Annotated in this window: 21 protein-coding genes; 9 read left to right on the forward strand and 12 right to left on the reverse strand. The window is 63.6% G+C overall.

Translation table 11 applies throughout. The annotated features are described in order from the left end of the window. Positions 1 to 349: 349 nt before the first annotated feature. From M2427_RS37205 to M2427_RS37220, 4 genes are all read left to right on the forward strand, one after another. A complete protein-coding gene (locus M2427_RS37205; RefSeq protein WP_280711777.1) occupies positions 350 to 1,369 on the forward strand; it encodes a TRAP transporter substrate-binding protein in 1,020 nt (339 codons plus the stop codon). A 27-nt stretch (positions 1,370 to 1,396) separates the two neighbouring features. Continuing rightward, entirely contained in the window at positions 1,397 to 3,292 is a 1,896-nt protein-coding gene (locus M2427_RS37210) for a TRAP transporter large permease subunit (RefSeq protein ID WP_280711778.1), read from the forward strand. Between the two features lie 11 nt (positions 3,293 to 3,303). Next, positions 3,304 to 4,953, forward strand: a complete 1,650-nt coding sequence (locus M2427_RS37215) for an acyl-CoA synthetase (RefSeq protein WP_280711779.1) — start codon at positions 3,304 to 3,306, stop codon at positions 4,951 to 4,953. A gap of 243 nt (positions 4,954 to 5,196) precedes the next feature. Beyond that, on the forward strand, positions 5,197 to 6,576 hold the full coding sequence (locus tag M2427_RS37220; protein WP_280711780.1) for an autotransporter outer membrane beta-barrel domain-containing protein: 1,380 nt from the start codon (positions 5,197 to 5,199) through the stop codon (positions 6,574 to 6,576). A gap of 109 nt (positions 6,577 to 6,685) precedes the next feature. Here the strand turns inward: M2427_RS37220 and M2427_RS37225 are convergent, their stop codons facing one another. The 7 genes from M2427_RS37225 to M2427_RS37255 form a co-directional block, all read right to left on the reverse strand. Beyond that, on the reverse strand, positions 6,686 to 7,483 hold the full coding sequence (locus M2427_RS37225; protein ID WP_280711781.1) for an MBL fold metallo-hydrolase: 798 nt from the start codon (positions 7,481 to 7,483) through the stop codon (positions 6,686 to 6,688). Positions 7,484 to 7,492: 9 nt separating this feature from the next. Next, entirely contained in the window at positions 7,493 to 8,269 is a 777-nt protein-coding gene (locus tag M2427_RS37230; protein ID WP_280711782.1) for a TatD family hydrolase, read from the reverse strand. A 157-nt stretch (positions 8,270 to 8,426) separates the two neighbouring features. Beyond that, positions 8,427 to 10,427 (reverse strand): PAS domain S-box protein, encoded by a 2,001-nt coding sequence (locus tag M2427_RS37235; protein WP_280711783.1) that lies wholly within the window; start codon positions 10,425 to 10,427, stop codon positions 8,427 to 8,429. A gap of 490 nt (positions 10,428 to 10,917) precedes the next feature. Next, positions 10,918 to 12,909, reverse strand: coding sequence for a methionine--tRNA ligase (gene metG, locus M2427_RS37240; protein ID WP_280711784.1), 1,992 nt, complete (start codon positions 12,907 to 12,909; stop codon positions 10,918 to 10,920). 49 nt (positions 12,910 to 12,958) lie between these two features. Continuing rightward, complete coding sequence (locus M2427_RS37245) at positions 12,959 to 14,005, reverse strand: DNA polymerase III subunit delta' (RefSeq protein WP_280711785.1); 1,047 nt, start codon at positions 14,003 to 14,005, stop codon at positions 12,959 to 12,961. After that, a complete protein-coding gene (tmk, locus tag M2427_RS37250; RefSeq protein ID WP_280711786.1) occupies positions 14,002 to 14,688 on the reverse strand; it encodes a dTMP kinase in 687 nt (228 codons plus the stop codon). Before tmk ends, M2427_RS37245 begins: the two co-directional genes overlap by 4 nt. A 2-nt stretch (positions 14,689 to 14,690) precedes the next feature. Beyond that, positions 14,691 to 15,953: a D-alanyl-D-alanine carboxypeptidase family protein gene (locus M2427_RS37255; RefSeq protein WP_280711787.1), complete on the reverse strand. Its 1,263-nt coding sequence runs from the start codon at positions 15,951 to 15,953 to the stop codon at positions 14,691 to 14,693. Positions 15,954 to 16,106: 153 nt separating this feature from the next. On the opposite strand from M2427_RS37255, the gene M2427_RS37260 reads away from it, so the two are divergent. After that, positions 16,107 to 17,063: an alpha/beta hydrolase gene (locus M2427_RS37260; RefSeq protein WP_280711788.1), complete on the forward strand. Its 957-nt coding sequence runs from the start codon at positions 16,107 to 16,109 to the stop codon at positions 17,061 to 17,063. Between the two features lie 17 nt (positions 17,064 to 17,080). On the opposite strand, the gene M2427_RS37265 is transcribed toward M2427_RS37260, so the two are convergent. Continuing rightward, positions 17,081 to 17,998, reverse strand: a complete 918-nt coding sequence (locus tag M2427_RS37265) for a septal ring lytic transglycosylase RlpA family protein (RefSeq protein ID WP_280711789.1) — start codon at positions 17,996 to 17,998, stop codon at positions 17,081 to 17,083. 818 nt (positions 17,999 to 18,816) lie between these two features. Here M2427_RS37265 and M2427_RS37270 point away from each other — a divergent pair. Next, complete coding sequence (locus tag M2427_RS37270) at positions 18,817 to 18,945, forward strand: hypothetical protein (RefSeq protein ID WP_280711790.1); 129 nt, start codon at positions 18,817 to 18,819, stop codon at positions 18,943 to 18,945. Between the two features lie 9 nt (positions 18,946 to 18,954). On the opposite strand, the gene M2427_RS37275 is transcribed toward M2427_RS37270, so the two are convergent. Beyond that, the gene (locus M2427_RS37275) at positions 18,955 to 19,203 is read right to left on the reverse strand and encodes a hypothetical protein (protein WP_280711838.1); all 249 of its coding nucleotides are present in this window, start codon (positions 19,201 to 19,203) and stop codon (positions 18,955 to 18,957) included. Between the two features lie 192 nt (positions 19,204 to 19,395). Between M2427_RS37275 and M2427_RS37280 the strand changes: the two genes are divergently transcribed. Continuing rightward, complete coding sequence (locus M2427_RS37280) at positions 19,396 to 19,971, forward strand: TIGR00645 family protein (protein WP_280711839.1); 576 nt, start codon at positions 19,396 to 19,398, stop codon at positions 19,969 to 19,971. Between the two features lie 14 nt (positions 19,972 to 19,985). On the opposite strand, the gene M2427_RS37285 is transcribed toward M2427_RS37280, so the two are convergent. Continuing rightward, the gene (locus tag M2427_RS37285) at positions 19,986 to 20,312 is read right to left on the reverse strand and encodes a DUF1476 domain-containing protein (RefSeq protein WP_280711791.1); all 327 of its coding nucleotides are present in this window, start codon (positions 20,310 to 20,312) and stop codon (positions 19,986 to 19,988) included. A 234-nt stretch (positions 20,313 to 20,546) separates the two neighbouring features. Here M2427_RS37285 and M2427_RS37290 point away from each other — a divergent pair, with 234 nt between their 5' ends. After that, positions 20,547 to 20,771 (forward strand): hypothetical protein, encoded by a 225-nt coding sequence (locus tag M2427_RS37290; RefSeq protein WP_280711792.1) that lies wholly within the window; start codon positions 20,547 to 20,549, stop codon positions 20,769 to 20,771. A gap of 20 nt (positions 20,772 to 20,791) precedes the next feature. On the opposite strand, the gene M2427_RS37295 is transcribed toward M2427_RS37290, so the two are convergent. Further along, positions 20,792 to 20,983 (reverse strand): hypothetical protein, encoded by a 192-nt coding sequence (locus tag M2427_RS37295; protein WP_280711840.1) that lies wholly within the window; start codon positions 20,981 to 20,983, stop codon positions 20,792 to 20,794. Positions 20,984 to 21,349: 366 nt separating this feature from the next. Between M2427_RS37295 and M2427_RS37300 the strand changes: the two genes are divergently transcribed. Then, positions 21,350 to 21,607 (forward strand): DUF3551 domain-containing protein, encoded by a 258-nt coding sequence (locus tag M2427_RS37300; protein WP_280711793.1) that lies wholly within the window; start codon positions 21,350 to 21,352, stop codon positions 21,605 to 21,607. Between the two features lie 3 nt (positions 21,608 to 21,610). Here M2427_RS37300 and M2427_RS37305 read toward each other — a convergent pair whose 3' ends face one another. After that, a complete protein-coding gene (locus M2427_RS37305; protein ID WP_280711841.1) occupies positions 21,611 to 21,904 on the reverse strand; it encodes an acyl carrier protein in 294 nt (97 codons plus the stop codon). Between the last annotated feature and the right edge of the window lie 89 nt (positions 21,905 to 21,993).

Genomic DNA, 21,993 nt, shown 5'->3' on the forward strand with positions numbered 1-21,993 from the left:
GACGCAGCGAGCGAGAAATAGATCGTCAAATCAACGGGAAACTCACACTCACTCACCCAGCTCCAAAGCCGAAACAGCATACTTTGGAATATATTTATCTCCAATTGGATCAGTTATTTAGCCAAAGACTCTGCCATTGCAGCTTCACTGGAGCGGCTTTCTGGACGCCGTAGCCTGAGCATCGATCGGCACCGTGCGCGCACCAGCGGCCTCGTCTGAAAGCCGATATTGCCGCGACCTTGTCCGGCTGCAATAAGCGAGCTTCGCGAGATCGCAGATGACCTTCTGGCCTGACGTCCGTATGGTTTGCATCTCACAACAAAAACAAACCTTCCGAGGAAGCAGACCCATGAGCTTTTCCCGCCGCACGCTTCTCAAGGCCTCCGCCGCGACCGCCGTCTTTGGCGGCGTCAGCGCGCCCTCAGTGGCCCGTGCCCAGGCCGCCGAGTTCTCCTACAAATACGCCAACAACCTGCCGGACACCCATCCGCTGAACGTGCGCGCCAAGGAGATGGCTGCGGCGATCAAGAGCGAGACGAACGGCAAGTTCGACCTCCAGATCTTCCCGAACAACCAGCTCGGCTCCGACACCGACATGCTGAGCCAGATCCGCTCCGGCGGCGTCGAGTTCTTCACGCTGTCCGGCCTGATCCTGGCGACCCTGGTGCCGGCAGCCTCGATCAACGGCATCGGCTTTGCGTTCCCGGATTACCCCACGGTCTGGAAGGCCATGGACGGCGAGCTCGGCGCCTATGTCCGCGGCGAGATCAACAAGGCCGGGCTCGAGGTCATGGACAAGATCTGGGACAACGGCTTCCGCCAGACCACGTCCTCGACCAAGCCGATCAACGGCCCTGACGATTTCAAGGGCTTCAAGATCCGCGTGCCGGTCTCGCCGCTGTGGACCTCGATGTTCAAGGCATTCGACGCAGCGCCCGCCTCGATCAACTTCGCCGAGGTCTATTCGGCGCTGCAGACCAAGATCGTCGAGGGCCAGGAGAACCCGCTGGCGATCATTTCGACCGCCAAGCTCTACGAGGTCCAGAAGTACTGCTCGCTGACCAACCACATGTGGGACGGCTTCTGGTTCCTGATGAACCGCCGCGCCTGGGCGGCGCTGCCGGACGATATCAAGACCATCGTCGCCAAGAACGTCAACGCGGCCGCGGTCAAGGAGCGCGAGGATACCGCCAAGCTGAATGCGGGTCTTCAGCAGGAGCTCGCGGCCAAGGGCCTGGTGTTCAATCAGCCCGAGGTCGGGCCATTCCGCGACAAGCTGCGCGCCGCCGGATTCTACAACGAGTGGAAAGGCAAGTACGGCGAGAAGGCCTGGGAGCTGCTCGAGAAGTCCGTCGGCAAGCTGTCGTAACGTGTAAGAAGCAATAGGGGCCTTGCCATGGCTCATGTCGACATGACGCCAGCCGTGACGCCCACCTTGGCCGGCGAGATGGTTGAGCCCCCTCGCCGCCGGTCTGTGCTCGGGTCCATCGAGCTTGGACTGAGATGGCTGGTCGAGATCCCGGCGGCGATCCTTGTCGTCGCCGAAATCGTGATCCTGTTTGCCGGCGTGGTCTCACGCTACGTGCTGCACGCGCCGCTGGTGTGGTCGGACGAGCTGGCCTCGATGCTGTTCCTGTGGCTGGCAATGCTGGGTGCGGCGGTCGCGTTCCGCCGCAGCGAGCACATGCGGATGACGGCGCTGGTCGCCAGCGCCGGCCCAAGGCTGTGGGCTTATCTGGACGTGGTCGCGACCTGTGCGGCGCTGGCGTTCCTGCTGCTGATCGTCCGTCCGGCCTACGAATACACCTACGAAGAAAGCTTCATCACCACGCCGGCGCTGCAGATCTCCAACAGCTGGCGCGCGGCAGCGCTGCCGGCGGGCGTCTGCCTGATGGTGCTGTTCGCGCTGCTGCGGCTGCTCCGCGTCAGCGATCTCAAGACGTTGTTGCTGGCCGCCGCCACGGTCATCATGCTGTGCGCTGTTTTCTGGTTCGCGCAGCCGCTGCTCAAGCCGCTCGGCAATATCAACCTGATCATCTTCTTCGTGGGCGTGGTCGGCTTCTGCGTGTTCGTGGGCGTGCCGATCGCATTCGCGTTTGGCCTCGCGATCTTCGGCTATCTGGCTTTGACGACGCGGACGCCGCTGATCGTGCTGGTTGGGCGGATGGACGAGGGCATGAGCCACCTCATTCTGCTCTCGGTGCCGCTGTTCGTGTTCCTGGGGCTGCTGATCGAGATGACCGGCATGGCGCGGGCCATGGTGGCGTTTCTGGCGAGCCTGCTCGGCCATGTCCGCGGCGGCCTGCATTATGTGCTGGTCGGCGCCATGTATCTGGTCTCCGGCATCTCCGGCGCCAAGGCGGCCGACATGGCGGCCGTTGCGCCCGTTCTGTTCCCTGAAATGAAGCAGCGCGGCGCCCGCCCCGGCGATCTCGTCGCCCTGCTCGCCGCAACCGGCGCCCAGACCGAAACCATTCCACCGAGCCTGGTGCTGATCACGATCGGCTCGGTCACCGGCGTCTCGATCTCGGCGCTGTTCACCGGCGGCCTGTTGCCGGGCGTGGTGCTGGCGCTGACGCTGTCGGGCCTCGTGTGGTGGCGTTATCGCGGCGAGGATTTGAGACACGTCACGCGCGCCACGTCCGCCGAGATCGCGCGCGCCTTCGTGGTGTCCATCCCCGCCCTCGCCCTGCCCTTTGTGATCCGCTACGCCGTGGTCGAAGGCATCGCGACAGCCACCGAAGTCTCGACCATCGGCATCGTCTACGCGCTGGTGATCGGGCTGCTGATCTACCGGCAGTTCAACTGGCGGCGCCTGTTGCCGATGCTGATCGAGACCGCCTGCCTGTCCGGCGCGATCCTGCTGATCATTGGTACCGCGACCGGGATGGCCTGGGGCTTGACCCAATCCGGCTTCTCGCGCGCGCTGGCGGCGGCGATGACGGGCCTGCCCGGCGGTGCCGCGAGCTTCATCGCCGTCTCGATCCTGGCTTTCGTGGTCCTCGGCAGCGTCCTCGAAGGCATTCCGGCGATCGTGCTGTTCGGGCCGCTGATGTTTCCGATCGCGCGGCTCGTCGGCGTGCACGAGGTGCACTACGCCATGATCATCATTCTGGCGATGGGTATCGGGCTATTCGCTCCGCCATTCGGCGTCGGCTATTATGCAGCCTGCGCCATCGGAAAGGTCGATCCGGCCGAAGGCATCCGGCCGATCTGGGGCTATCTGCTGGCGCTGCTGATAGGATTGATCATCGTCGCGGTCTTCCCCTGGATCTCGATCGGATTTTTGTAAGGAGGGTCCCGATGACTGAGCGGCAGAACCAGTACAATATCGGCCTCGACAAGACCCCCGCCAATTACGTGCCGCTGTCGCCGCTGAGCTTCCTCGCGCGCAGCGCCGCCGTCTATCCCGATCACATCAGCACGGTCTATGAAGGCCGCAGCTTCACTTGGGCTCAGACGCATGAGCGTTGCAAACGCTTTGCCTCGTATTTGGCCGGCAAGGGCATCGGCGTCGGCGATACCGTGGCGGCGATGCTGCCGAATATCCCGGCGATGAACGAGGCGCACTTCGCGGTGCCGATGACCGGCGCCGTGCTCAACGCGCTCAACATCCGTCTCGATGCGCCCTCGATCGCATTCCAGCTCGACCATGGCGGCGCCAGGATCATTCTGGTCGATCCGGAATTTTCCGGCGTGATCACCGACGCGCTCGCGCAGATGAGCGGACCGAAGCCGTTCGTGATCGACGTCGACGATGCCGCCTTCAGGGGCGGCAAGCGCATCGGCGAGATCGAATACGAAGCGGCCGTTGCGCAAGGCGATCCGGATTTTGCGGCGATCCCGCCGAGGGACGAATGGGATGCGATCGCGCTGAGCTACACCTCGGGCACGACGGGCAATCCCAAGGGCGTCGTCACCCATCATCGCGGCGCGTATCTCAACGCCGTCAGCAACATCCTTGCCGGCAATCTCGGCCAGCATCCGGTCTATCTCTGGACGCTGCCGATGTTTCATTGCAACGGCTGGTGCTTTCCCTGGACCCTGGCTGCGGCCGCCGGCATCAATGTTTGCCTGCGCAAGGTCGAGCCGACCAGGATCTTCGAGCTGATCAAGCAGCACGGCGTCACCCACATGTGCGGCGCGCCGATCGTCTACAACACGCTGATCAACGCGCCTGACGCGCCGAAAGGCAACGCAGCCCGCCGCGTCGTCGGACTGATCGCAGGTGCCGCGCCGCCGGTCGCCGTGCTCGAAGGCGCCGAAAGCATCGGCATCAAGCTCACGCATGTCTATGGCCTGACCGAAGTCTACGGCCCCGCCTCCGTCTGTGCCGAACAGCCCGGCTGGGACGAGCTGCCCGCCGCCGAGCGCGCGAAGATGAAGCGCCGGCAGGGCGTGCCCTACCCGCTCGAGGAAGGCGTCACCGTCATCAATCCGCAGACCATGCAGGAGGTGCCGCGCGATGGCGAGACCATCGGCGAGGTCATGTTCCGCGGCAACATCGTGATGAAGGGTTACCTCAAGAACGAGAAGGCGACCAAGGAAGCGTTCGAGGGCGGCTGGTTTCACACCGGCGATCTCGGCGTGCTCGACGAGCAAGGCTACGTCACCATCAAGGACCGCTCCAAGGACATCATCATCTCCGGCGGCGAGAACATCTCCTCCGTCGAAGTCGAGGACGTCCTCTACAAGCACCCCGCCGTGCTGTTCGCCGCCGTCGTCGCCAAGCCCGATCCGAAATGGGGCGAAGTGCCCTGCGCCTTCGTCGAGCTCAAGGACGGTGCAATCGCAACCGAGGCGGACATCATCGCCTTCTGCCGCACGCATATGAGCGGCTTCAAGACGCCCAAGGCGGTCGTGTTCGGACCGATCCCGAAGACGTCAACGGGCAAGATCCAGAAGTTCCTGCTGCGCAATGAAGTCGGATCTGCCAAGGCGATTACAGCTTAAGGCCCGCTTCAGCGTCAGACACAATTAGAAACACATATTGTTTCGCCGCGTCGTCGTCCTGAAATGATTTTGTACGTTTGACGACACCGCGACATCGCAGGAAAAGATTGGAAAACGTTAGAGACGCATTTACGTTTTGCTCCCGTCGGATTCGCTGATTCCACATGATTCGTCGCGCTAGCTGCGCGAACGGCGGCCGGCGCGGTTGGGGCGCTTCATGCGGTTCATGTCGTGAGCACAGACGTGCGTGCGCGTCTGGCGCTGCTGCTATTGACGGCCGGATTGCTGCTGCCGCGCGCGGCGGGTGCGCAGGTCACGCGTGAATCGGGCGCCTTCGCCGTGTCCGAGAATTTTGGTCCTGCCGGTCCGCGCGCACCGGGCGGTTTCGGCAATTCTGGTGGCGGCAACAATTTTGCTGGCATGGGTGGCCCGGTGTTCGGCGCTCCAAGCGGTCCGGGGATGCAGCCCAACTATGGCTGGAACGGCGAACCGCCGGGCCTCGCCGGGACCGGCAGGTTCGGCATGCGGCAGGCGTTCGGCGGCGGCTCCACGGGGCCGTCGCAGACCGAGACAGCGCAGGCCACGTTTCTGGCAATGAAGCAGTTCACCCAGACCCTGCTCGACCCGACCATCGACGGGCGCGGCACCGGCCGGCCCGAATTCGACTCGGAGCTCTCGGCCTATACCGATCTTGGCAACGATCGCACGCATGGCGGCATCGGCCGCGAAGCCTATGAGGCGATCTACGGCAAGCCGTCGCTCGCGGCTCAGCACTGGAGCATCTGGGCTGCGGGCTTCGGCGGCTCGCAGACAGCGACCGACGGCAGCGGCTCGTCGGCCCGCAGCTTTGCAACCGCCGTCGGCGCCGACTATGCGCTCTCACCGCAGACGCGAATAGGCTTTGCGCTCGCCGGCGGCGGCACCGGCTTTGCGAATAGTTTCTCCAGCGGCCGTTCCGATTTGTTTCAGGCCGGTAGCTTCGTCAGGCACTCCATCGGCGCAGCCTATGTCGCGACTGCGCTCGCCTATGGCTGGCAGGCCATCAGCAGCGACCATCAAGTGACGCCTGCTGGCAGCGACCAGCTCAACTCGGCCGTCAATGCCAATGCCTATTCGGGTCGCATCGAGAGCGGCTACCGGATCGCAACGCCCTGGCTCGGCATGACGCCCTATGCGGCTGGCCAAGTCACCATGTTCCGCCTCTCCGACTATACCGCGCAGCCGGCATACGCCGCAGATCAATCGGCGCCGTCGAGCAGCAACAGCTTCATTGACAGTCGCAGCGAACTCGGCCTGCGCACCAGCACGTCGTTCGCACTGGCTGGCAGTCTATTCGATCTGCGAGGACGCTTTGCCTGGGCGCATGATTTCAGCGCGACGCAGTCGATGCCTGCGGTCTTTCAGGCGATCACAGGCCAACGATCCGGCCAGGTATCCAGCCAGGCATCCGGCCAGGGCTTTGTCATCGGCAGCACAGCGCTTGCGCCAAACTCGGTCCTGGCAGGGGTCGCGCTCGAGCTGCGTGGCACCAACGGCTGGTCCGCGAGTGCGAATTTCGACAGCGAGCTGTCGAACCTCGTGCGCGCCTATACAGGCAAAGCCGTCGTCCGCTACGCTTGGTAAGGGTTACCTAGAGCCATTTCCGTTCCGACAGAATCGGAACGGGGCTCTAGCTTCTTGTTTTGTCGCGTTTTCTTCACGCGAACCGGTATCCACTTCGCTCGAAAACGCTCTAGTGCGTCTCAAGCCTTAAGCCGTCATAGGCCGGCACCACGCCCGCAGGCAATTTCTGCCTGATGACCTCGTAGTCGACATCGGCCGTCATGTTGGTGATGACGGCACGCTTCGGCTTGAAGCGTTCGATCCAGGACAGCGCATCGTCGATGCTGAAATGGCTGGGATGTGGGGTATAGCGCAGGCCGTCGACGATCCAGAGATCGAGGCCTTCCAGGGCGCCCCAGCTCTCGCGCGGGATGTCGTTGAGGTCGGGCGTGTAGGCGGCGTTGCCGATGCGATAGCCGAGCGCGGGAATATTGCCGTGCTGGACGAGGAACGCGGTCATCGTGACGTCGCCACCCTTGCCGCTGATGATCTGGCTCCCGCCGGCCTCGATCGAATGGCGGCTCAGGATCGGCGGATAGTCGCTGCCCTCCGGCGCGATGAAGCAGTAGGAGAATCGCGCCATGATGTCCTTGGCGGTCGACTGGTTGAAATAAACGGGAATGCGCTTGCGCATGTGGATCACGACGGAGCGCAGATCGTCCATGCCGTGGGTCTGGTCGGCATGCTCATGGGTCAGGAACACCGCATCGATATGATCGACATCGGTCGAGATCAACTGCTCGCGGAGATCAGGTGCGGTGTCGATCACGATGCGCGTAGTGCCGTGGTGTGATGTCCGCTCGACCAGCAGCGAGCAGCGGCGGCGGCGGTTCTTGGGGTTCGAGGGATCGCACGCACCCCAGCCGAGGGCGGGACGCGGCACGCCGGCGGAGGAGCCAGAGCCCAGGATGGTCAGCGTCAGCGTCATGCGGCTTCCTTACACTTTCACCTTGGAGAACAGGCGGAAGAAGTTTTCGCTGGTCTGGCGCGAGATCTCGTCGAGCGTCACGCCGCGGGTCTCGGCCAGAACCTTGGCGACTTCGACCACATAGGCCGGCTCGTTGCGCTTGCCGCGGAACTTGCCCGGCGCAAGGTAGGGCGAGTCTGTTTCAACCAGAATACGGTCAGACGGCAGTTCGGCCGCGAGCGCACGCAAGGCATCCGACTTCTTGAAGGTCAGGATGCCCGTGAAGCCGATATAGAGCCCGAGCGAGACCGCCTTCAGCGCCAGCTCGCGCCCACCGGTGTAACAATGCAGCACGGCGCGAAACGATCCGCGTTCCGCCTCCTCCTCCAGGATACGAGCGCAATCCTCGTCCGCCTCGCGGGTATGGATCACCAGCGGCAGGCCGGTGGCGCGAGCCGCCGCAATGTGGGCGCGAAAGCCCCTCGCCTGCGCCTCCGGGGAGCCGTCGTCGTAGAAATAATCGAGCCCGGCCTCGCCCAGCGCGACCACTTTCGGATGCTGCGTCAGCGCGATCAGCTCGTCCGGCGAAATACCGTCTTCCTCATCCGCGTGGTGCGGATGAGTGCCGACCGTGCAATAGACGTCGTCATAGCGCCCTGCGATGGCGAGAAGCTGATCGAGCTTGCGCACCCGTGTCGAGATCGTGACCATGCGACCGATCCCGGCCCCGCGCGCACGCGATACGATCCCGTCGAGATCCTCCGCAAAGTCCGGAAAATCCAGATGGCAGTGACTGTCGACCAGCATTCCAAGTACCGCTTTCCCAAGAAGCCCCGAGGCCGGCCGCGACCAGCCTTTCACAGGTAGGGGAAGCGTGTGGGGACGTCAACGGGACCGAAAATGGATGGTTCGACTGGTTCCGGAGCGCGTCCACCGAGCGCGGAGAGTAGGTGTCGCCGCGCGATCAGAGATCTAAGACTTCGCGCACCTTTTGCGCGAGCTTGTCGCTCCTATAGGGTTTTTGCAGCAGATGCACCCCAGGATCGAGGCGGCCATGATGGACGATCGAGTTCTCGGTGTAGCCCGACGTGTACAAGACCTTGATACCGGGTGCCATCTGCCCGACCCGCTCAGCGAGTTGCTTTCCAGTCATGCCGCCAGGCATGACAACGTCCGTGAACAATAGATCGGGGACACCGGAACGCGACACTTCCTGCAGTGCGGAGGGTCCGTCGCAGGCCTCGGTGACCCGATAACCCAGGCGGCGCAATTGCTGGACCGCGAACATCCGTACATGAGGATCGTCCTCGACGACGAGGATCGTTTCAATACCGGTCGCAAGGGTTGCAGGAGTTCGGGACGACTGAACGGCAGTCGGCGCATCGGCCTTGGCACGTGGCAAGAAGATCTTCACGCAGGTGCCGTGTCCGATCTCGCTGTAAATCTGGGTGTACCCACCTGTCTGCTTGACGAAGCCGTGCACCATGCTCAGCCCAAGTCCCGTTCCCCTGCCGACCGGCTTGGTCGTGAAGAACGGCTCGAAGATTCGATCGAGTATCTCCGGTGCTATGCCGCTTCCCGTATCGGACAAGGCCATCATGACGTATTGGCCCGGAGTCACCTCCACGTTGTGGGCGGCATATTCTTCCGACACGTCGACATTAGCCGTCTCAATCGTCAGCTTGCCTCCCTGCGGCATCGCATCGCGCGCGTTGAGGACGACGTTGACGATTGCGGTCTCCATTTGACGGATATCGGCGGTCACGGTCCACAACGGCTTCGTCAAGCGGAGATCGACTTCGACATTTTCCCCTATGGTCCGCCGCAACAGGCTGTTCATGTGCGTCACGACCTCATTCAAGTCGAACGTGCTCGGCTCGAGCGTCTGGCGTCGGGCGAAGGCGAGCATCAGCTGCGTCAGGCCTGCGCCGCGTTCGGCGGCGGCAAAAATCGGCTCGACCAGCTTGCGATGCGGATCGTCGCTCTTCATCTCGTCCAGCAGAACCTCTGCATTGCCGAGAATGACCGTCAGCAGATTGTTGAAGTCGTGGGCCACACCGCCTGTCAGCTGTCCAACTGCTTGTATTTTCTGCGCCTGCAGCAGTTGCGCTTCCACTCGCTTGCGATCGGTGATGTCCTCGGTCAAGAATGCGACGCCACCGATGTTGCCAAGGGTGTCAAACCATGGTCGCACCTCCCAGCGCAGCCATTGCACGCGTCCGTCGGCTCTCGTGAACGAGTCCTCTTCGGCATGAAGCGTCTCGCCCGCAAGGGCGCGGCGGTGAATCGCGCGCCAGCGATCCGGGATTTCGGGAAAAACTTCATAATGTGACAGGCCGTGCAAATCTCGGCCGACGAGGCCGTAGTCCGTAAGCCATCGGTCGCTGTAGACGAGGTAGCGCAGGTCTTTGTCGAGTATCGCAATCGCGGCCGGAGCGTACTTGATGAAATATCTCAGACGCTCCTCGCTTTCACGCAAGGCTTCGACTCCCTTTTGCTGAAGAGCCTCAAGAGCCCTGCGGGTTGAAATGTCCCTCACCGCTGCAATCGCTGCGGACCGATCTGCCATTGCAATTGGACTGAGGCTGATCTCGGCCGGGAATTCGGTCGAGTCTTTTCGTCGCGCCCATAACAACAGCCCTCCACCCATCATTCGCGTCTTGGGTTGCGTGAAGTAGGCGCCCAGATGGCTCAAATGTGCCTTGCGAAATCGCTCCGGGATCAGAATCTCGACGGGCTTGTCCACGAGTTCTTCGGGCGCGTACCCAAAAATGTCCGAGACGCGGTCGCTGGCGAACTCGATCACACCGGCATCGTTGACCATCAGGACGGCGTCTGGACTCGCAGCGAGGACGCCTTTGAATCTCGCCTCGCTTGCGTGCAAATCGGCTGCTGCCTTGGCCCGATATACGCTCCCCTTGCCGCGTCCCAGGTTGCGCAGCCGCTGTTGTAGTCTGAGCCACAACGAGGTTCCGAGCCTTCCGGAATCCTCGCCATCGTCTCGGGTATGTGAACGGCTCAATTCCCACCTGCCATACGGCACTGAAGGCCACTTCCGGGCGAACGACGCGACATCGAATTGACCGCCTCCCTTGGCAGGTTGCAATTCCTGCGAAGACTACCATAGGAACGGCTGTAGCTATGGACTTGTCATAACGCGTATCGCATTACCGCTGCGAACGTGCGCCGCCCACCGACCGCGAAGCTGCGTTATCTTTCGCCTCGTCGCATGAGAAGCGGAGACCTGCGTCTCATTTGCAATGATCTGGATCAATGAGGCGGGTCACGTCTGGCGCCTGATACCGCTCGCAGACGGCGGCGCCTATCTCGATACCGGCATGCGATCACCCCTGGGCGGGGTCGCGCGGGCTTTGGGTACGCGGCGCAGCCGGCTTTGGCCTATCGTGGCGACGCGATGCGGTTGCCAAGTCGCATCGCCACGAGATTGGGTAACGCTAGGCCGCTGGCTCGATGTAGCGCGGGAACGCGGGCGTCGGCGCCGGCAGCGTTGATCCGGGCGTGATGCGCTTGGCGCCGCCGAGCATGGCAAAGTTGCGCTCGCTCACGGGAATACCGAGACTGTCGAGCAGCAGGCTTGAAGCAGTTGGCATCGCCGGTTGAGCCAGGATCGCGATCTGGCGCACGACTTCGGCGGTGACGTAGAGCACCGTCTTCTGGCGCGCAGGATCGGTCTTGGCGAGCGCCCACGGCGCCTCGCCCGCGAAATAGCGGTTGGCCTCTGCCACCACGGCCCACACGGCGTTGAGCCAGTGATGGATCTGCTGCGTCGCCATGGCTTCGCGGCTGGCCGCGATCATGCCGTCGGCCATCGCCAGGATCGCCTTGTCGTTGTCGCTGAATGCGCCGGGCTCCGGCAGCCCCCCGCCGAATTGCTTGGCGATCATCGACAGCGAGCGCTGCGCGAGGTTGCCGAGATCGTTAGCGAGATCGGCATTGATGCGCGCGACGATGGCCTCGTGGTTGTAGTTGCCGTCCTGGCCGTAGGAGACCTCGCGCAGGAAGAAATAGCGCATCTGGTCGACGCCGTACTGGTCGGCGAGATTGAAGGGATCGACGACATTGCCGACCGACTTCGACATCTTCTCGCCCCTGTTGAACAGGAAGCCGTGGGCATACACCCGCTTCGGCAGCGCAAGGCCTGCCGACATCAGGAATGCCGGCCAGTACACCGCATGGAAGCGGATGATGTCCTTGCCGATGATGTGCAGATCGGCCGGCCAGTAGCGCCAATTCTTGTCGTCTTCGTCGGGGAAGCCGACACCGGTGATATAGTTGGTCAGCGCGTCGACCCAGACATACATCACATGCTCTTCGGCGCCGGGCACCTTGACGCCCCAGTCGAACGTGGTGCGCGAGATCGAGAGATCGCGCAGGCCGCCTCTCACGAAGCTCACGACCTCGTTGCGGCGCGCATCCGGGCCGATGAATTCAGGGTGCTGCTCGTAGAGCTTCAACAGCTTGTCCTGATAGGCAGACAGGCGGAAGAAATAGCTGTTCTCCTCGACCCAATCGACCGGCGTGCCCTGCGGCCCGAGGCGCACGCCGTCGTCGTTCAGGCGCGTCTCATCCTCGGCGTAATAGGCCTCATCACGCACCGAGTACCAGCCGGAATAGCTGTCGAGATAAATGTCGCCATTCGCCTCCATGCGGCGCCAGATCTCCTGGCTCGAGCGATGATGCTGCTCCTCGGTGGTGCGGATGAAGCGATCGAACGAGACGTTCAGGCGTTCGTCCATCTCCTTGAAGCGGCCGGCGTTGCGGGTCGCCAGCGCAGACGGGGTCAGACCCTCGTTCTGCGCCGTCTGAACCATCTTCTGGCCGTGCTCGTCCGTGCCCGTCAGGAAGAACACGTCCTTGCCGTCGAGCCGCGCGAAGCGCGCCAGCACGTCGGCCGAAATCGCCTCATAGGCGTGACCGATATGCGGGCTGCCGTTGGGATAGGCGATCGCGGTCGAGATGTAGAAGACGTTGTCGCGTGCGGGGGCGGCCGCGGGCGTTGTGGCCTTTGGCGCCGCCGCGGGCTTCGGCGCAGGCGGCGCCTTGGGTTTCAGGACCTTGGGTTTCGAGACCTCGGGTTTAGTGACCTTGGGCTGCACGGCCTTCGGCGAAGTGACGACAGGAGCCGGTGCCGCGATCACGGCGGGCTCGGTCACCTTCGCCTTCCTGGCTGCGGTCTTCGTCGGGGGCTTTGCAGGCTTTCTGGCAGCCGCCGTCTTCACTGCCTTCTTGGCGACAACCTGCTTCTTCGCGGCTTTCTTGCCGGCCTTCTTTGCCGTCTTCGCAGCGCTCTTCGTCGCGCCATTCTTCAAGCCGTTCTTGGCCGCGGCCTTCTTAGTCTTCTTGGTAGCTTTGCGCGCAGGCGCCTTCGCGGCTTTCTTCGCAGCCTTCTTCTTGCCCTTGGCGGTTTTCTTAGCTCGCGTTGCCACGACGACTTCCTTTACCGGCTTCTCAGAAATTTGGATTCAAACTTGCGCTCTAGCGCGTTGCGTCCGCCAGCCAGCCGAACACCGAAAAAACCAAGGGCTTTCGCTCCAGATTGTAGGTTTCGGTGTCGCGCGCGGCGCGGACGATCTTTTCCCATACCTCGCTCAAGCGCGCAAGGCGCGGCAGGTTCTGGTTGGCATTGGCGTCGTCCGCATGCAGGCGGTCCGCGATCCAGCGATCGATGCCGTCGACGAAGGCTGCGAGCGCCACGCGATCGCTGGTGCCAAGAGATTCGCCAAGGGTGTGCAATTCGCGCGGATCGACCTCCGGCAGGCGCGCCAACAGCGCCGCCGTGCGCTGCTGAAGTTTCAGCGCATCGCCGCCGAGCAGCGTCAGCGCCCGTGCAACGCTGCCCTCGGAGGCCTCCGCAGCCTCGCGCAGTGCCAGATCAGTTGGAGCAAGGTCGGCGGCCGCAGCGGCTGCGCCGAGGACCTCGTCGGTTGTCAGGGATCGCAAGCGCAGCTTGCGGCAACGCGACTGGATGGTGGCGAGCACGCGCGCCGGTGCGTGGCTCACCAAAAGGAACAACGATCGCTGCGGCGGCTCCTCGAGGATCTTGAGCAGTGCGTTCGCAGCATTGGGATTGAGCTCGTCGACGGTGTCGACGATGCAGACGCGCCAGCCTTCGGCGGCAGCCGTCGAGCCGAAGAACGCTATGGTCTCGCGCGTCTCGTCGACGGTGATGACGGTGCGCATCACCCCGCGGTCGTTGGCAGTGCGCTCCAGCGTTAGCAGCCCGCCATGCGAGCCAGCCGCGACCTGCCGCGCCACGGTGTCATCGGAATCAACCGCGAGGTCCTCGGCGCCCTGCACGGCTGGCGCCAGCGGCTGCCCGTGGGCAAGCACGAAGCGCGCCATGCGATACGCCAGCGTCGCCTTGCCAATCCCTTGCGGGCCACCGATCAGCCAGGCATGCGCGATGCGCCCGCTGCGATAGGCCGCCAGCAGCGCGGCCTCCGCCTCGCGATGGCCGAACAGAAGGCTGGTCTCGCGGGGATGCGGAATGGCGCTCTCGCGCTCGACTTGACGCGGGCTCATGCCGACACCACCGAGGCGGGCGTCGGCAGGAGACGGTCGCGCAGCGCGGTCCAGACACGGCCGGCGACCGTATCAGGATCGGAATTGGCGTCGATCAGCACGCAGCGCGCGGGATCGTCTGCAGCAATCTTGCGATAGGCCTCGCGCAAGCCTTGATGGAAGGCGATCTTTTCACCTTCGAACCTGTCGGGCGCGTCGCTGCCGCGCCGCGCCGCCGCACGGGCCAGGCCGATCTCGACCGGCAGGTCGAGGATGATAGTGAGGTCTGGCTTGAGATCGCCGATCGTGACCCGCTGCATGGCGTTGATCAACCCGGCAGGCACGCTGCCGAGGCTGCCCTGATAGGCACGTGTCGAGTCGGCGAAGCGGTCGCACAGCACCCAGATGCCCTGCTTGAGCGCAGGCTCGATCACGGTCCGAACATGGTCGTCGCGCGCGGCGGCGAACAGCAGCGTTTCGGCTTCAGGCCCGAGCAGCTTGCCCATCCCCGACAGCACCAGATGGCGCATGATCTCGGCACCCGGTGACCCGCCCGGCTCGCGCGTGACGAGGATGCGCATCCTTGCCGCCTTGAGACGGTCGGCGAGCTTCTTGATCTGGGTCGACTTGCCCGCCCCCTCGCCGCCTTCAAAGGTGACGAAGCGTCCGCGTCCGGACGGCCATGTTGCCGCGCTTTCACCCATGGTCAGAGCTTCTCGGCGCCCGCGCGGAACATGCCGATCACGAGCTCGCTGGCGCCGTCGATCGCGCGCCGCATGGTCGAGCCGGTGCCAACAGCCTCGGCCGCATAGACCGGTGTCTCCACCGCGATATTGCCGCTGCGCCAGACCCTGACCACGCCGACCTGCTGGCCGACCTGAACCGGTGCGCGCACGGGGCCGCTATAGACGACTCGCGCGATCAGCTTGTCGCCGCCGCTCTTGTGCACCATCACCTTCACCGGCTCTTTCGCGACCAGCTTCACCGAGCGGCTCTCGCCGCCAAACACCTTGGCATAGCCAACCTGCTGATCGGCCGCGATCAGGGTGCGGGTCTCGAAATTGCGAAAGCCCCACTCCAGCATCTTCTTGGCTTCGGTGGCGCGGTCCTCGGGATCTTCCAGGCCGTTGACGACGACGATCAACCGCGTGCCGTTCTGCACCGCCGAGCCCACCATGCCGTAGCCGCCCTCCTTGGTGTAACCGGTCTTCAGGCCGTCGGCGCCTTCCAGCGAATTCAGCAGCGGATTGCGGTTGGGCTGGCGGATCTTGTTCCAGGTGAACTCCTTCTCGCCGAACAGTTTGTAGAATTCGGGGAAGTCCAGGATGATGTGACGGGCGAGCATGCCGAGCTCGCGCACCGTCATCTTGTTGCCGGGATCGGGCAAGCCGTTGGAATTGGCGAAGGTCGATTTGGTCAGGCCCAGCTCGCGGGCGCGCTTGGTCATGAAGTCGGATGCAAAGATGCGCTCGTTGCCGGCGATGCCTTCAGCGAGCGCGATGCAGGCGTCGTTGCCGCTCTGGATGATCGCGCCGTGCAGGAGGTCGTCGACCGAAACCTTGCTGTTGATGGCTGCGAACATGGTCGAACCGCCGGAGGGAGCGCCGCCTTTGCGCCAGGCGTTCTCGCTGATCCGGTATTCGTCGGTCAGCTTGACGTCGCCCTTCTTGATCTCGTTGAACACGACCTCTGCGGTCACCAGCTTCATCATGCTGGACGGGGCGCGCAGCTCGTCGGCATTCTTCTCGAACAGCACGCTGCCGCTGGAAGCCTCGATCAGGATCGCAGTGGGCGCGTCGCCGTCGAAGCCGGCGTCCTCCGCCTTCTTGGCGCCCTGGACGCTCTGGTTGGCGGCGTAAATCACCCCGCCCCAGCTCAGGCTCACGGCAAGCGCCGCTGCGACCAACCCGCGCGCCAGCACTCCGGCTGTGACCCCGGTGTGACGAAGCGAGATGAGACGAAATGCCATGGCCAAGCCCTGAGAGCGGCGTTCTAACAAATGGAACCGGGGCGAACAACACGCGGATCGGTGCCTCTCCCGGAGATTGCACGATTCTCGTCGCATCCCTATCGTGGCACCTGATGTTTTTCGACCAAACCCCTGAAACAAGGCGGAAAAGCGATGTCCACCACGCGCGTGATCAAGGCCAATGGGATCGACCTCTTCATCCGCGAGGCCGGCCAAGGGCCGCTGGTGGTGCTGTGCCATGGCTGGCCGGAACTCTCTTATTCCTGGAGGCACCAGATTCCGGCGCTGGCGGCCGCCGGCTTTCACGTCGTGGCCCCCGATATGCGCGGCTACGGCCAGAGCGCGGCGCCGCCTGAGGTATCAGCCTATTCGATCCTGGATCTGGTCGGCGATGTGGTCGGGCTGGTCCAGGCGCTCGGCGAGACCAAGGCAATGGTGGTTGGCCACGACTGGGGCGCGCCGGTCGCTTGGCATTCAGCCCTCTTCCGCCCTGATATCTTCACGGCGGTCGCAGGCCTGAGTGTGCCGCCGCCGTTCCGCGGACGCGGCCGGCCGCTCGATCTGCTGCGCCAGGGCGGCATCACCAATTTCTACTGGCAGTACTTCCAGACGCCCGGTGTCGCCGAGGCCGAGTTCGAGCAGGACGTCGCCCGCACCATGCGCGTCGTGCTCGGCGGGCGTGGACTTGCCGATCCCAACGCTGCGATGTTCGTGCAGGAGGGCAAGGGCTTTCTCGGCCACGCCACGGCTGACGAGCCGCTGCCCGCGTGGCTGAGCGAGGACGATCTCGCTCACTTCACCGAAAACTTCCGCAAGTCCGGATTCCGCGGCGGACTGAACTGGTATCGCAATCTCGACCGCAATTGGGAACTGACCGCGCCTTGGCAGGACGCGCAGATCCACCAGCCTTCGCTGTTCATCGCGGGCGCGCAGGACGCCGTCATCACCGGCCTGATCGGCGCCAAGCGCGTCAACGAGCTGGAGCGCGTGCTGCCAAACCTCACGCGAAAGCTGATCATCGACGGCGCCGGTCATTGGGTGCAGCAGGAGCGGCCCGATGAGGTCAACGCTGCGTTGATCAGATTCTTGCGCGAAACGTCTTCGCGCTAGGCGGCGACAGCGCGAGATCAGTACAGGCCGCGGCCGGTGAGGATGCTGCGGGCCTCGGCGGCACCGTCGGAGCCGCTCTCGGCGGCATACCGGCCGTCCTCGTCGTAGGACACCTGTCGAGTATTCTGGATCGCCCGGCCGCGGCTGCGGCTCGAGGCCGACATCTCGGAGGTCGCGTTGATCGAGGCGACGTCGGCTGACGTGCTGCCGAGGCTATAGGGCCGCCCTTCGGGCATCGGGACCTCGCCGCGGATGGCGCCGCGGCTCGACGACGGTAGCTCCGGCAGGAAGGGCCGCGCCGAGGCGACCCGGACCATCGAGGGCGACGGCGCAGGAATGCCGGTGCGCAAGGTCGCCATCAGCTGGCGGTCGTCGGAGCCCTCAAGCGGCGCCCGGCCGACATATTCGACCCGCACCCTGGCGACACCATTGCCTTTGAATTCAAGCAGTTCGGCGGCCTTGTTCGAGACGTCGATGAGGCGGTTGCCATGATAGGGCCCGCGGTCATTGACGCGAACGATCAGCGACTTGCCGTTCGACAAATTGGTCACCCGCGCATAGGACGGCATCGGAAGTGTCGGATGGGCCGCGGTCAGCGAACCCATGTCGAAGACTTCGCCGTTGGCGGTCTGGCGGCCATGGAAATCGTCGCCGTACCAGGACGCCATGCCCTCGGCACGGTAGTTGACGTCCTCCTCCGGAACGTAGGTCCTGCCCGCGACGATGTAGGGCTTGCCGACGCGATAGGTGCCACCGCCCTTGGGCACGGGATCACCCCAGGCCACGACTCGCGGGCTCGAGGACACGCCGTATTTCGGATCGACCCGGCTGGCGAATTTGTTGGACGAGGCGCAATTGGCGAGCGCCAGGCAGGCCGAGACCACCGCGACGCACCGCGCGGCACGCACCACCGAATCTGACCGTCGGATCCCCATTCGCCCCAAATACCACTTCGCCGGAGATGGCACTAACCCGCTTGCTTGCGGGGAGCACCCTCCGGGCCGCGAACTCCGAGGCGGCCCACCACCGTCTCAGAGGTGGTAACGATAACGCAACCCGAACGCGGCGGAAATGGGGAGCCCACAGGGTTCGCGCTGGGATGGTAAACAGGACGTTCGGCATTCTCCGTTGATCTACGGGGCGAGAGGGCTTCGGCGCCGCCTCCTCTGTGCCAGACCTGCACAAGCTGTTGCGCCAAAACCTCACTCCACCCCCGATATCGCCGGCTTCACCGGAATTCTTTTGACTGTGCAAGGCCGCCCGCGTCTTCTCAGCTGCAGGGGCGGGATTGGAATTTAACGATGATCGAGACGGTTTCGGCACTGATGGGTCTGGTAAGCGCGGGGATCTTCCTGGCCCATGCGTTTGAAGGCTACCGCACGAGGGCCTGAAGGCACTCGCGCGGGCGACATTGCATCACCTCTTCAAGGCGGCACGTTCGGAGAATTTTAATCAATCCGATCGAGCATCGAAGACGAGAGCAGCAGGTGTCCCATGCGCAACCATGACCTCTTATCCGACGGCTTTCTGGCACTGACCGCAGGCGGTCTGGTCCTGCTCTGCTCGAGCCTCGTGGCCCTGGCCTTCGGCTAATCCGCACTCACGCTTTTCAATAGTTCGGACCGCTGCGCTACTGCGACGCAGCAATGCGCATCCGCTTCAGGATTGTGCCGCTCCCGTTTAGTTGATTGAATTTCCGCGTTCGGCGCCTCGACTCATTTCCAGAGAGGCCACACCAACGAAGGCGACGCACATGCTTTCCGAGAAATTCTTCCTGGTCCTGGAATCGCTGATCCGCGGCGACCGGACCTACCCCAACGGAAGCCCCCGGGTGATCAGCACCACACCGCACGTCCCGGTGACGCTGCCGCCTCAGAAATAGCCCTGCCCTTCAGCGCAGCCCCAGTGGCGAGCGACGATAGAGACTGTCGCGTGCTTCGGTGAGGCAGACGTAGCTGCCATCAAATCCCTGGGCATAGAGCTTCTGGCCCTTGCGGTAGTAGACGCCCTTCTTGAAATCCAGCCACACGACCTTGTCGCCGGGACAATGGCGCTGGGCCTGGTCCTCATAGCGGAACGGTGTCAGCGGCGTCGCCGAAACTTCCGTGGCTCCGCCTGCAAGGATCCACCCAAGGATCATCGCACTCACAAGCGCGACCTGACCGAGCCTTTTGCCATCACGCAGCACTGTCCGCCTCTCCCCGATCCCCGATCAGGCCGCACGATAGCATGAGACAGCACGGCCTGAAGCCCGCGCACCCGCGTGGCGTCTTCCACCTGCCAACCCGGCGGGGTACATGAGGACGAGATCATCCAGATGCGCGGACGCCAGATGACGGTAGAGCCTGAAACCACCGGACCCCGCCCGCCCTCGCCGCGGCTCGGCCTGCTGCCGATGATCATCTTCGGTTCGCGCTGGCTGCAGCTGCCGCTCTATCTCGGACTGATCGTGGCGCAGTGCGTCTACATCGTGCTGTTCCTGAAGGAGCTCTGGCACCTCGCTTCTCACGCGCTCGATCTCACCGAGCAGGAGATCATGATGAGCGTGCTGGCGCTGATCGACGTCGTGATGATCTCCAATCTGCTGGTGATGGTGATCGTCGGCGGCTACGAGACCTTCGTCTCCCGGCTCGACCTCAAGGGCCATCCCGACGAGCCGGAATGGCTCGGCCACGTCAACGCCAGCGTGCTCAAGATCAAGCTCGCGATGGCCATCATCGGCATCTCCTCGATCGCGCTGCTGCGCACCTTCATCGAGGCCGGCAATCTCGGCTCGAGCCGTGCCAGCCTCACCGAGAGCGGCGTGATGTGGCAGGTGCTGATTCACATCACCTTTGTCGCCTCCGCGATCGGGATCGCCTTCGTCGACAGGTTCAGCGACGTCACCACGCGCAAGCCTTCCGACTAATGCGCTGAAGCCAGCTAACCTTGCCGCGATGCGGCCTCGAGCTGCGCCAGCGCCTGATGCAGGCACTCCTGGACCTTTTGGGCAACCTGCTCGCGCGAAATCCCTTTCGCGGCGAGATCGCCCGACACCTTGTTCATGGTCTCGTCCATGGTCTGGTTCGCCAGATTGTCCGTGACCAGCGCGTTCGCGTAAGCCGCCGCGGCATCACCGCTGAGCCCGAGCTGGCTGGCGGCCCAGAGCCCGAGCATCTTGTTGGACCGGGCCGCGGCCTTGAACATGAGCTCCTCGTCATGGGCGAATTTGGCCTCAAAGCCCTGCTCGCGCTTGTCGAACGTGGTCATGGGTCAGCTCCATTTGCTTTGCGCTGATGGGATCCGGACTGGAATCTCCGCGGTTCTTGCCAATTGAGGATTATTTGAACCTTCCGGCCGAAGACGGGCGGCGTCAAGCCCGCGGGCGGCTGAGGGCGACCGCAGCGGTCAGCCCCGGACCAGCGTGATCCGCTAAACGACATATTTACGATTTGTTAACCAGACTCACGCAGGCATAGCCTCCGGGAAATCGAGAGCCGATGCATGAACAGAGAGCTTCGGGAATTTCGACGGCTTGAGCGCGTATGCCTGGAGCAGGCCGCGCTGTCGACCATGGACCTCACGCGATCAGGGCTGCTCAAGGTCGCCGACGACTGCCGCCTGGCGGCCGAAGCCATCGAGGCGATGCCCCCGCCCCGCGGCGTCATTGCTGTTGCCGTCCAAGCGCTCAGGGTCGTGCTGACGCCGGGACGTCCCCACCGGCACTGAGCCTAAGCTTTGTTTCGAGCTTAAGCCTTGGCCGCGGCCGCTTCGCGCGCCAGCCGCTCGGCCCTCAGCCGCTCGCGATTGGCGTAAAACGCCTTCTGCGCTTCCTCATGCTCGCGCATGGCCTTTTCCGCCTCGATCCGGCGTGCAGCATCACGGGCCTGGCGCTGTTCAGGTGTCAGGGGTTTGCGTCGGAAGGAAATGTCTTCAGTCATGACGAGATAACGCGCCGGTGAGGAGAAGGTTCCACTGGCGGCCGCCGAGCGCCCGCGCGCAAGCGCCGAAAACAACCCCATGCACAGTAGAGGATGCGTGTCGGATCAAGGCCTTATGCGTCGAGGTGCCCGGCTTCGCAAAAACCGATTGCTCTGTCGGGCAAAACACCGGCATAATGCGATTATTCCGAATTTCTGCCGACGGACCGGTCCGGCTTGCGCGCCCCGGGATGAGCGCCGCGACCGCTGATGTGATTTAACGCGCCACGGCCGCTCTGGTAGCTATGGGCCCGGCAGAAGCCCAGACCGCCATTGGCTTCGGCCCTCTGAGACCGTCCTTGAGGGCGTTATAGCTGGAGACTTAAGATGCGCACCGCAGTCCTCGCCCTGTTGATCCTTGTTGGATCTGTTCCTGCCGCGCACGCAGACCGCGACTATCCCTGGTGTGTCGTTGGCGACGATCTCGGCTGGCCTGGCGAGTGCATGTACGAAACCCGGGAGCAATGCCTGGCTTCGGCATCCGGCCGCTGGAACACGATGTGCGACATCAATCCGCGCGTGAGATTCAAGCAACAGCAGCAGGTCCAGCCCGGGACGAAGAAGCCGCAGGAGCGGCGCTGGTAGCAACTATTTCAGCTTCTTGAGTCGGCAGATCGCGTCGACGGACTTATCGACAGATGTCATCGTCACTGCCAGGTCGTCGGCAATCTCGATGCCGAGGGTTTCCTCGTAGGCCATCACCAACTCGACCAGGTCCAAGCTGTCTGCGCCCAGTTCCTGAAGTGTCGATGTCGGGGTCACGTCCGAGCGCTTCACGCCCAGATGCTCCACGATCGTGTTCTTCACGACATCGGCAACTTCCTTGCAACTCGAAACCTTGAGCTTCGTCCTTTTGGCATCAACGGGAACGTTGGCAGCCAAGCCGGCCGGCGAGATGCCTTCCAGCGAAACGAATGCAGCCAGTCCGGCGGCGGCTTTGCGCAGCATCGCGCGCCTCGTCTCCGACGTAG

The sequence above is a fragment of the Bradyrhizobium sp. BR13661 genome (assembly GCF_029892425.1).
Lineage (GTDB): Bacteria > Pseudomonadota > Alphaproteobacteria > Rhizobiales > Xanthobacteraceae > Bradyrhizobium.

What these genes read in the sequence shown, in the direction of transcription:
- M2427_RS37205 (WP_280711777.1), top strand. Translation starts at nt 350, where the DNA reads ATGAGCTTTTCCCGCCGCACGCTTCTCAAGGCCTCCGCCGCGACCGCC.
- M2427_RS37210 (WP_280711778.1), top strand. Translation starts at nt 1,397, where the DNA reads ATGGCTCATGTCGACATGACGCCAGCCGTGACGCCCACCTTGGCCGGC.
- M2427_RS37215 (WP_280711779.1), top strand. Translation starts at nt 3,304, where the DNA reads ATGACTGAGCGGCAGAACCAGTACAATATCGGCCTCGACAAGACCCCC.
- M2427_RS37225 (WP_280711781.1), bottom strand. Translation starts at nt 7,483, where the DNA reads ATGACGCTGACGCTGACCATCCTGGGCTCTGGCTCCTCCGCCGGCGTG.
- M2427_RS37230 (WP_280711782.1), bottom strand. Translation starts at nt 8,269, where the DNA reads ATGCTGGTCGACAGTCACTGCCATCTGGATTTTCCGGACTTTGCGGAG.
- M2427_RS37245 (WP_280711785.1), bottom strand. Translation starts at nt 14,005, where the DNA reads ATGAGCCCGCGTCAAGTCGAGCGCGAGAGCGCCATTCCGCATCCCCGC.
- tmk (WP_280711786.1), bottom strand. Translation starts at nt 14,688, where the DNA reads ATGGGTGAAAGCGCGGCAACATGGCCGTCCGGACGCGGACGCTTCGTC.
- M2427_RS37255 (WP_280711787.1), bottom strand. Translation starts at nt 15,953, where the DNA reads ATGGCATTTCGTCTCATCTCGCTTCGTCACACCGGGGTCACAGCCGGA.
- M2427_RS37260 (WP_280711788.1), top strand. Translation starts at nt 16,107, where the DNA reads ATGTCCACCACGCGCGTGATCAAGGCCAATGGGATCGACCTCTTCATC.
- M2427_RS37265 (WP_280711789.1), bottom strand. Translation starts at nt 17,998, where the DNA reads ATGGGGATCCGACGGTCAGATTCGGTGGTGCGTGCCGCGCGGTGCGTC.
- M2427_RS37270 (WP_280711790.1), top strand. Translation starts at nt 18,817, where the DNA reads ATGCTTTCCGAGAAATTCTTCCTGGTCCTGGAATCGCTGATCCGCGGC.
- M2427_RS37275 (WP_280711838.1), bottom strand. Translation starts at nt 19,203, where the DNA reads ATGATCCTTGGGTGGATCCTTGCAGGCGGAGCCACGGAAGTTTCGGCG.
- M2427_RS37280 (WP_280711839.1), top strand. Translation starts at nt 19,396, where the DNA reads ATGACGGTAGAGCCTGAAACCACCGGACCCCGCCCGCCCTCGCCGCGG.
- M2427_RS37285 (WP_280711791.1), bottom strand. Translation starts at nt 20,312, where the DNA reads ATGACCACGTTCGACAAGCGCGAGCAGGGCTTTGAGGCCAAATTCGCC.
- M2427_RS37290 (WP_280711792.1), top strand. Translation starts at nt 20,547, where the DNA reads ATGAACAGAGAGCTTCGGGAATTTCGACGGCTTGAGCGCGTATGCCTG.
- M2427_RS37295 (WP_280711840.1), bottom strand. Translation starts at nt 20,983, where the DNA reads ATGACTGAAGACATTTCCTTCCGACGCAAACCCCTGACACCTGAACAG.
- M2427_RS37300 (WP_280711793.1), top strand. Translation starts at nt 21,350, where the DNA reads ATGCGCACCGCAGTCCTCGCCCTGTTGATCCTTGTTGGATCTGTTCCT.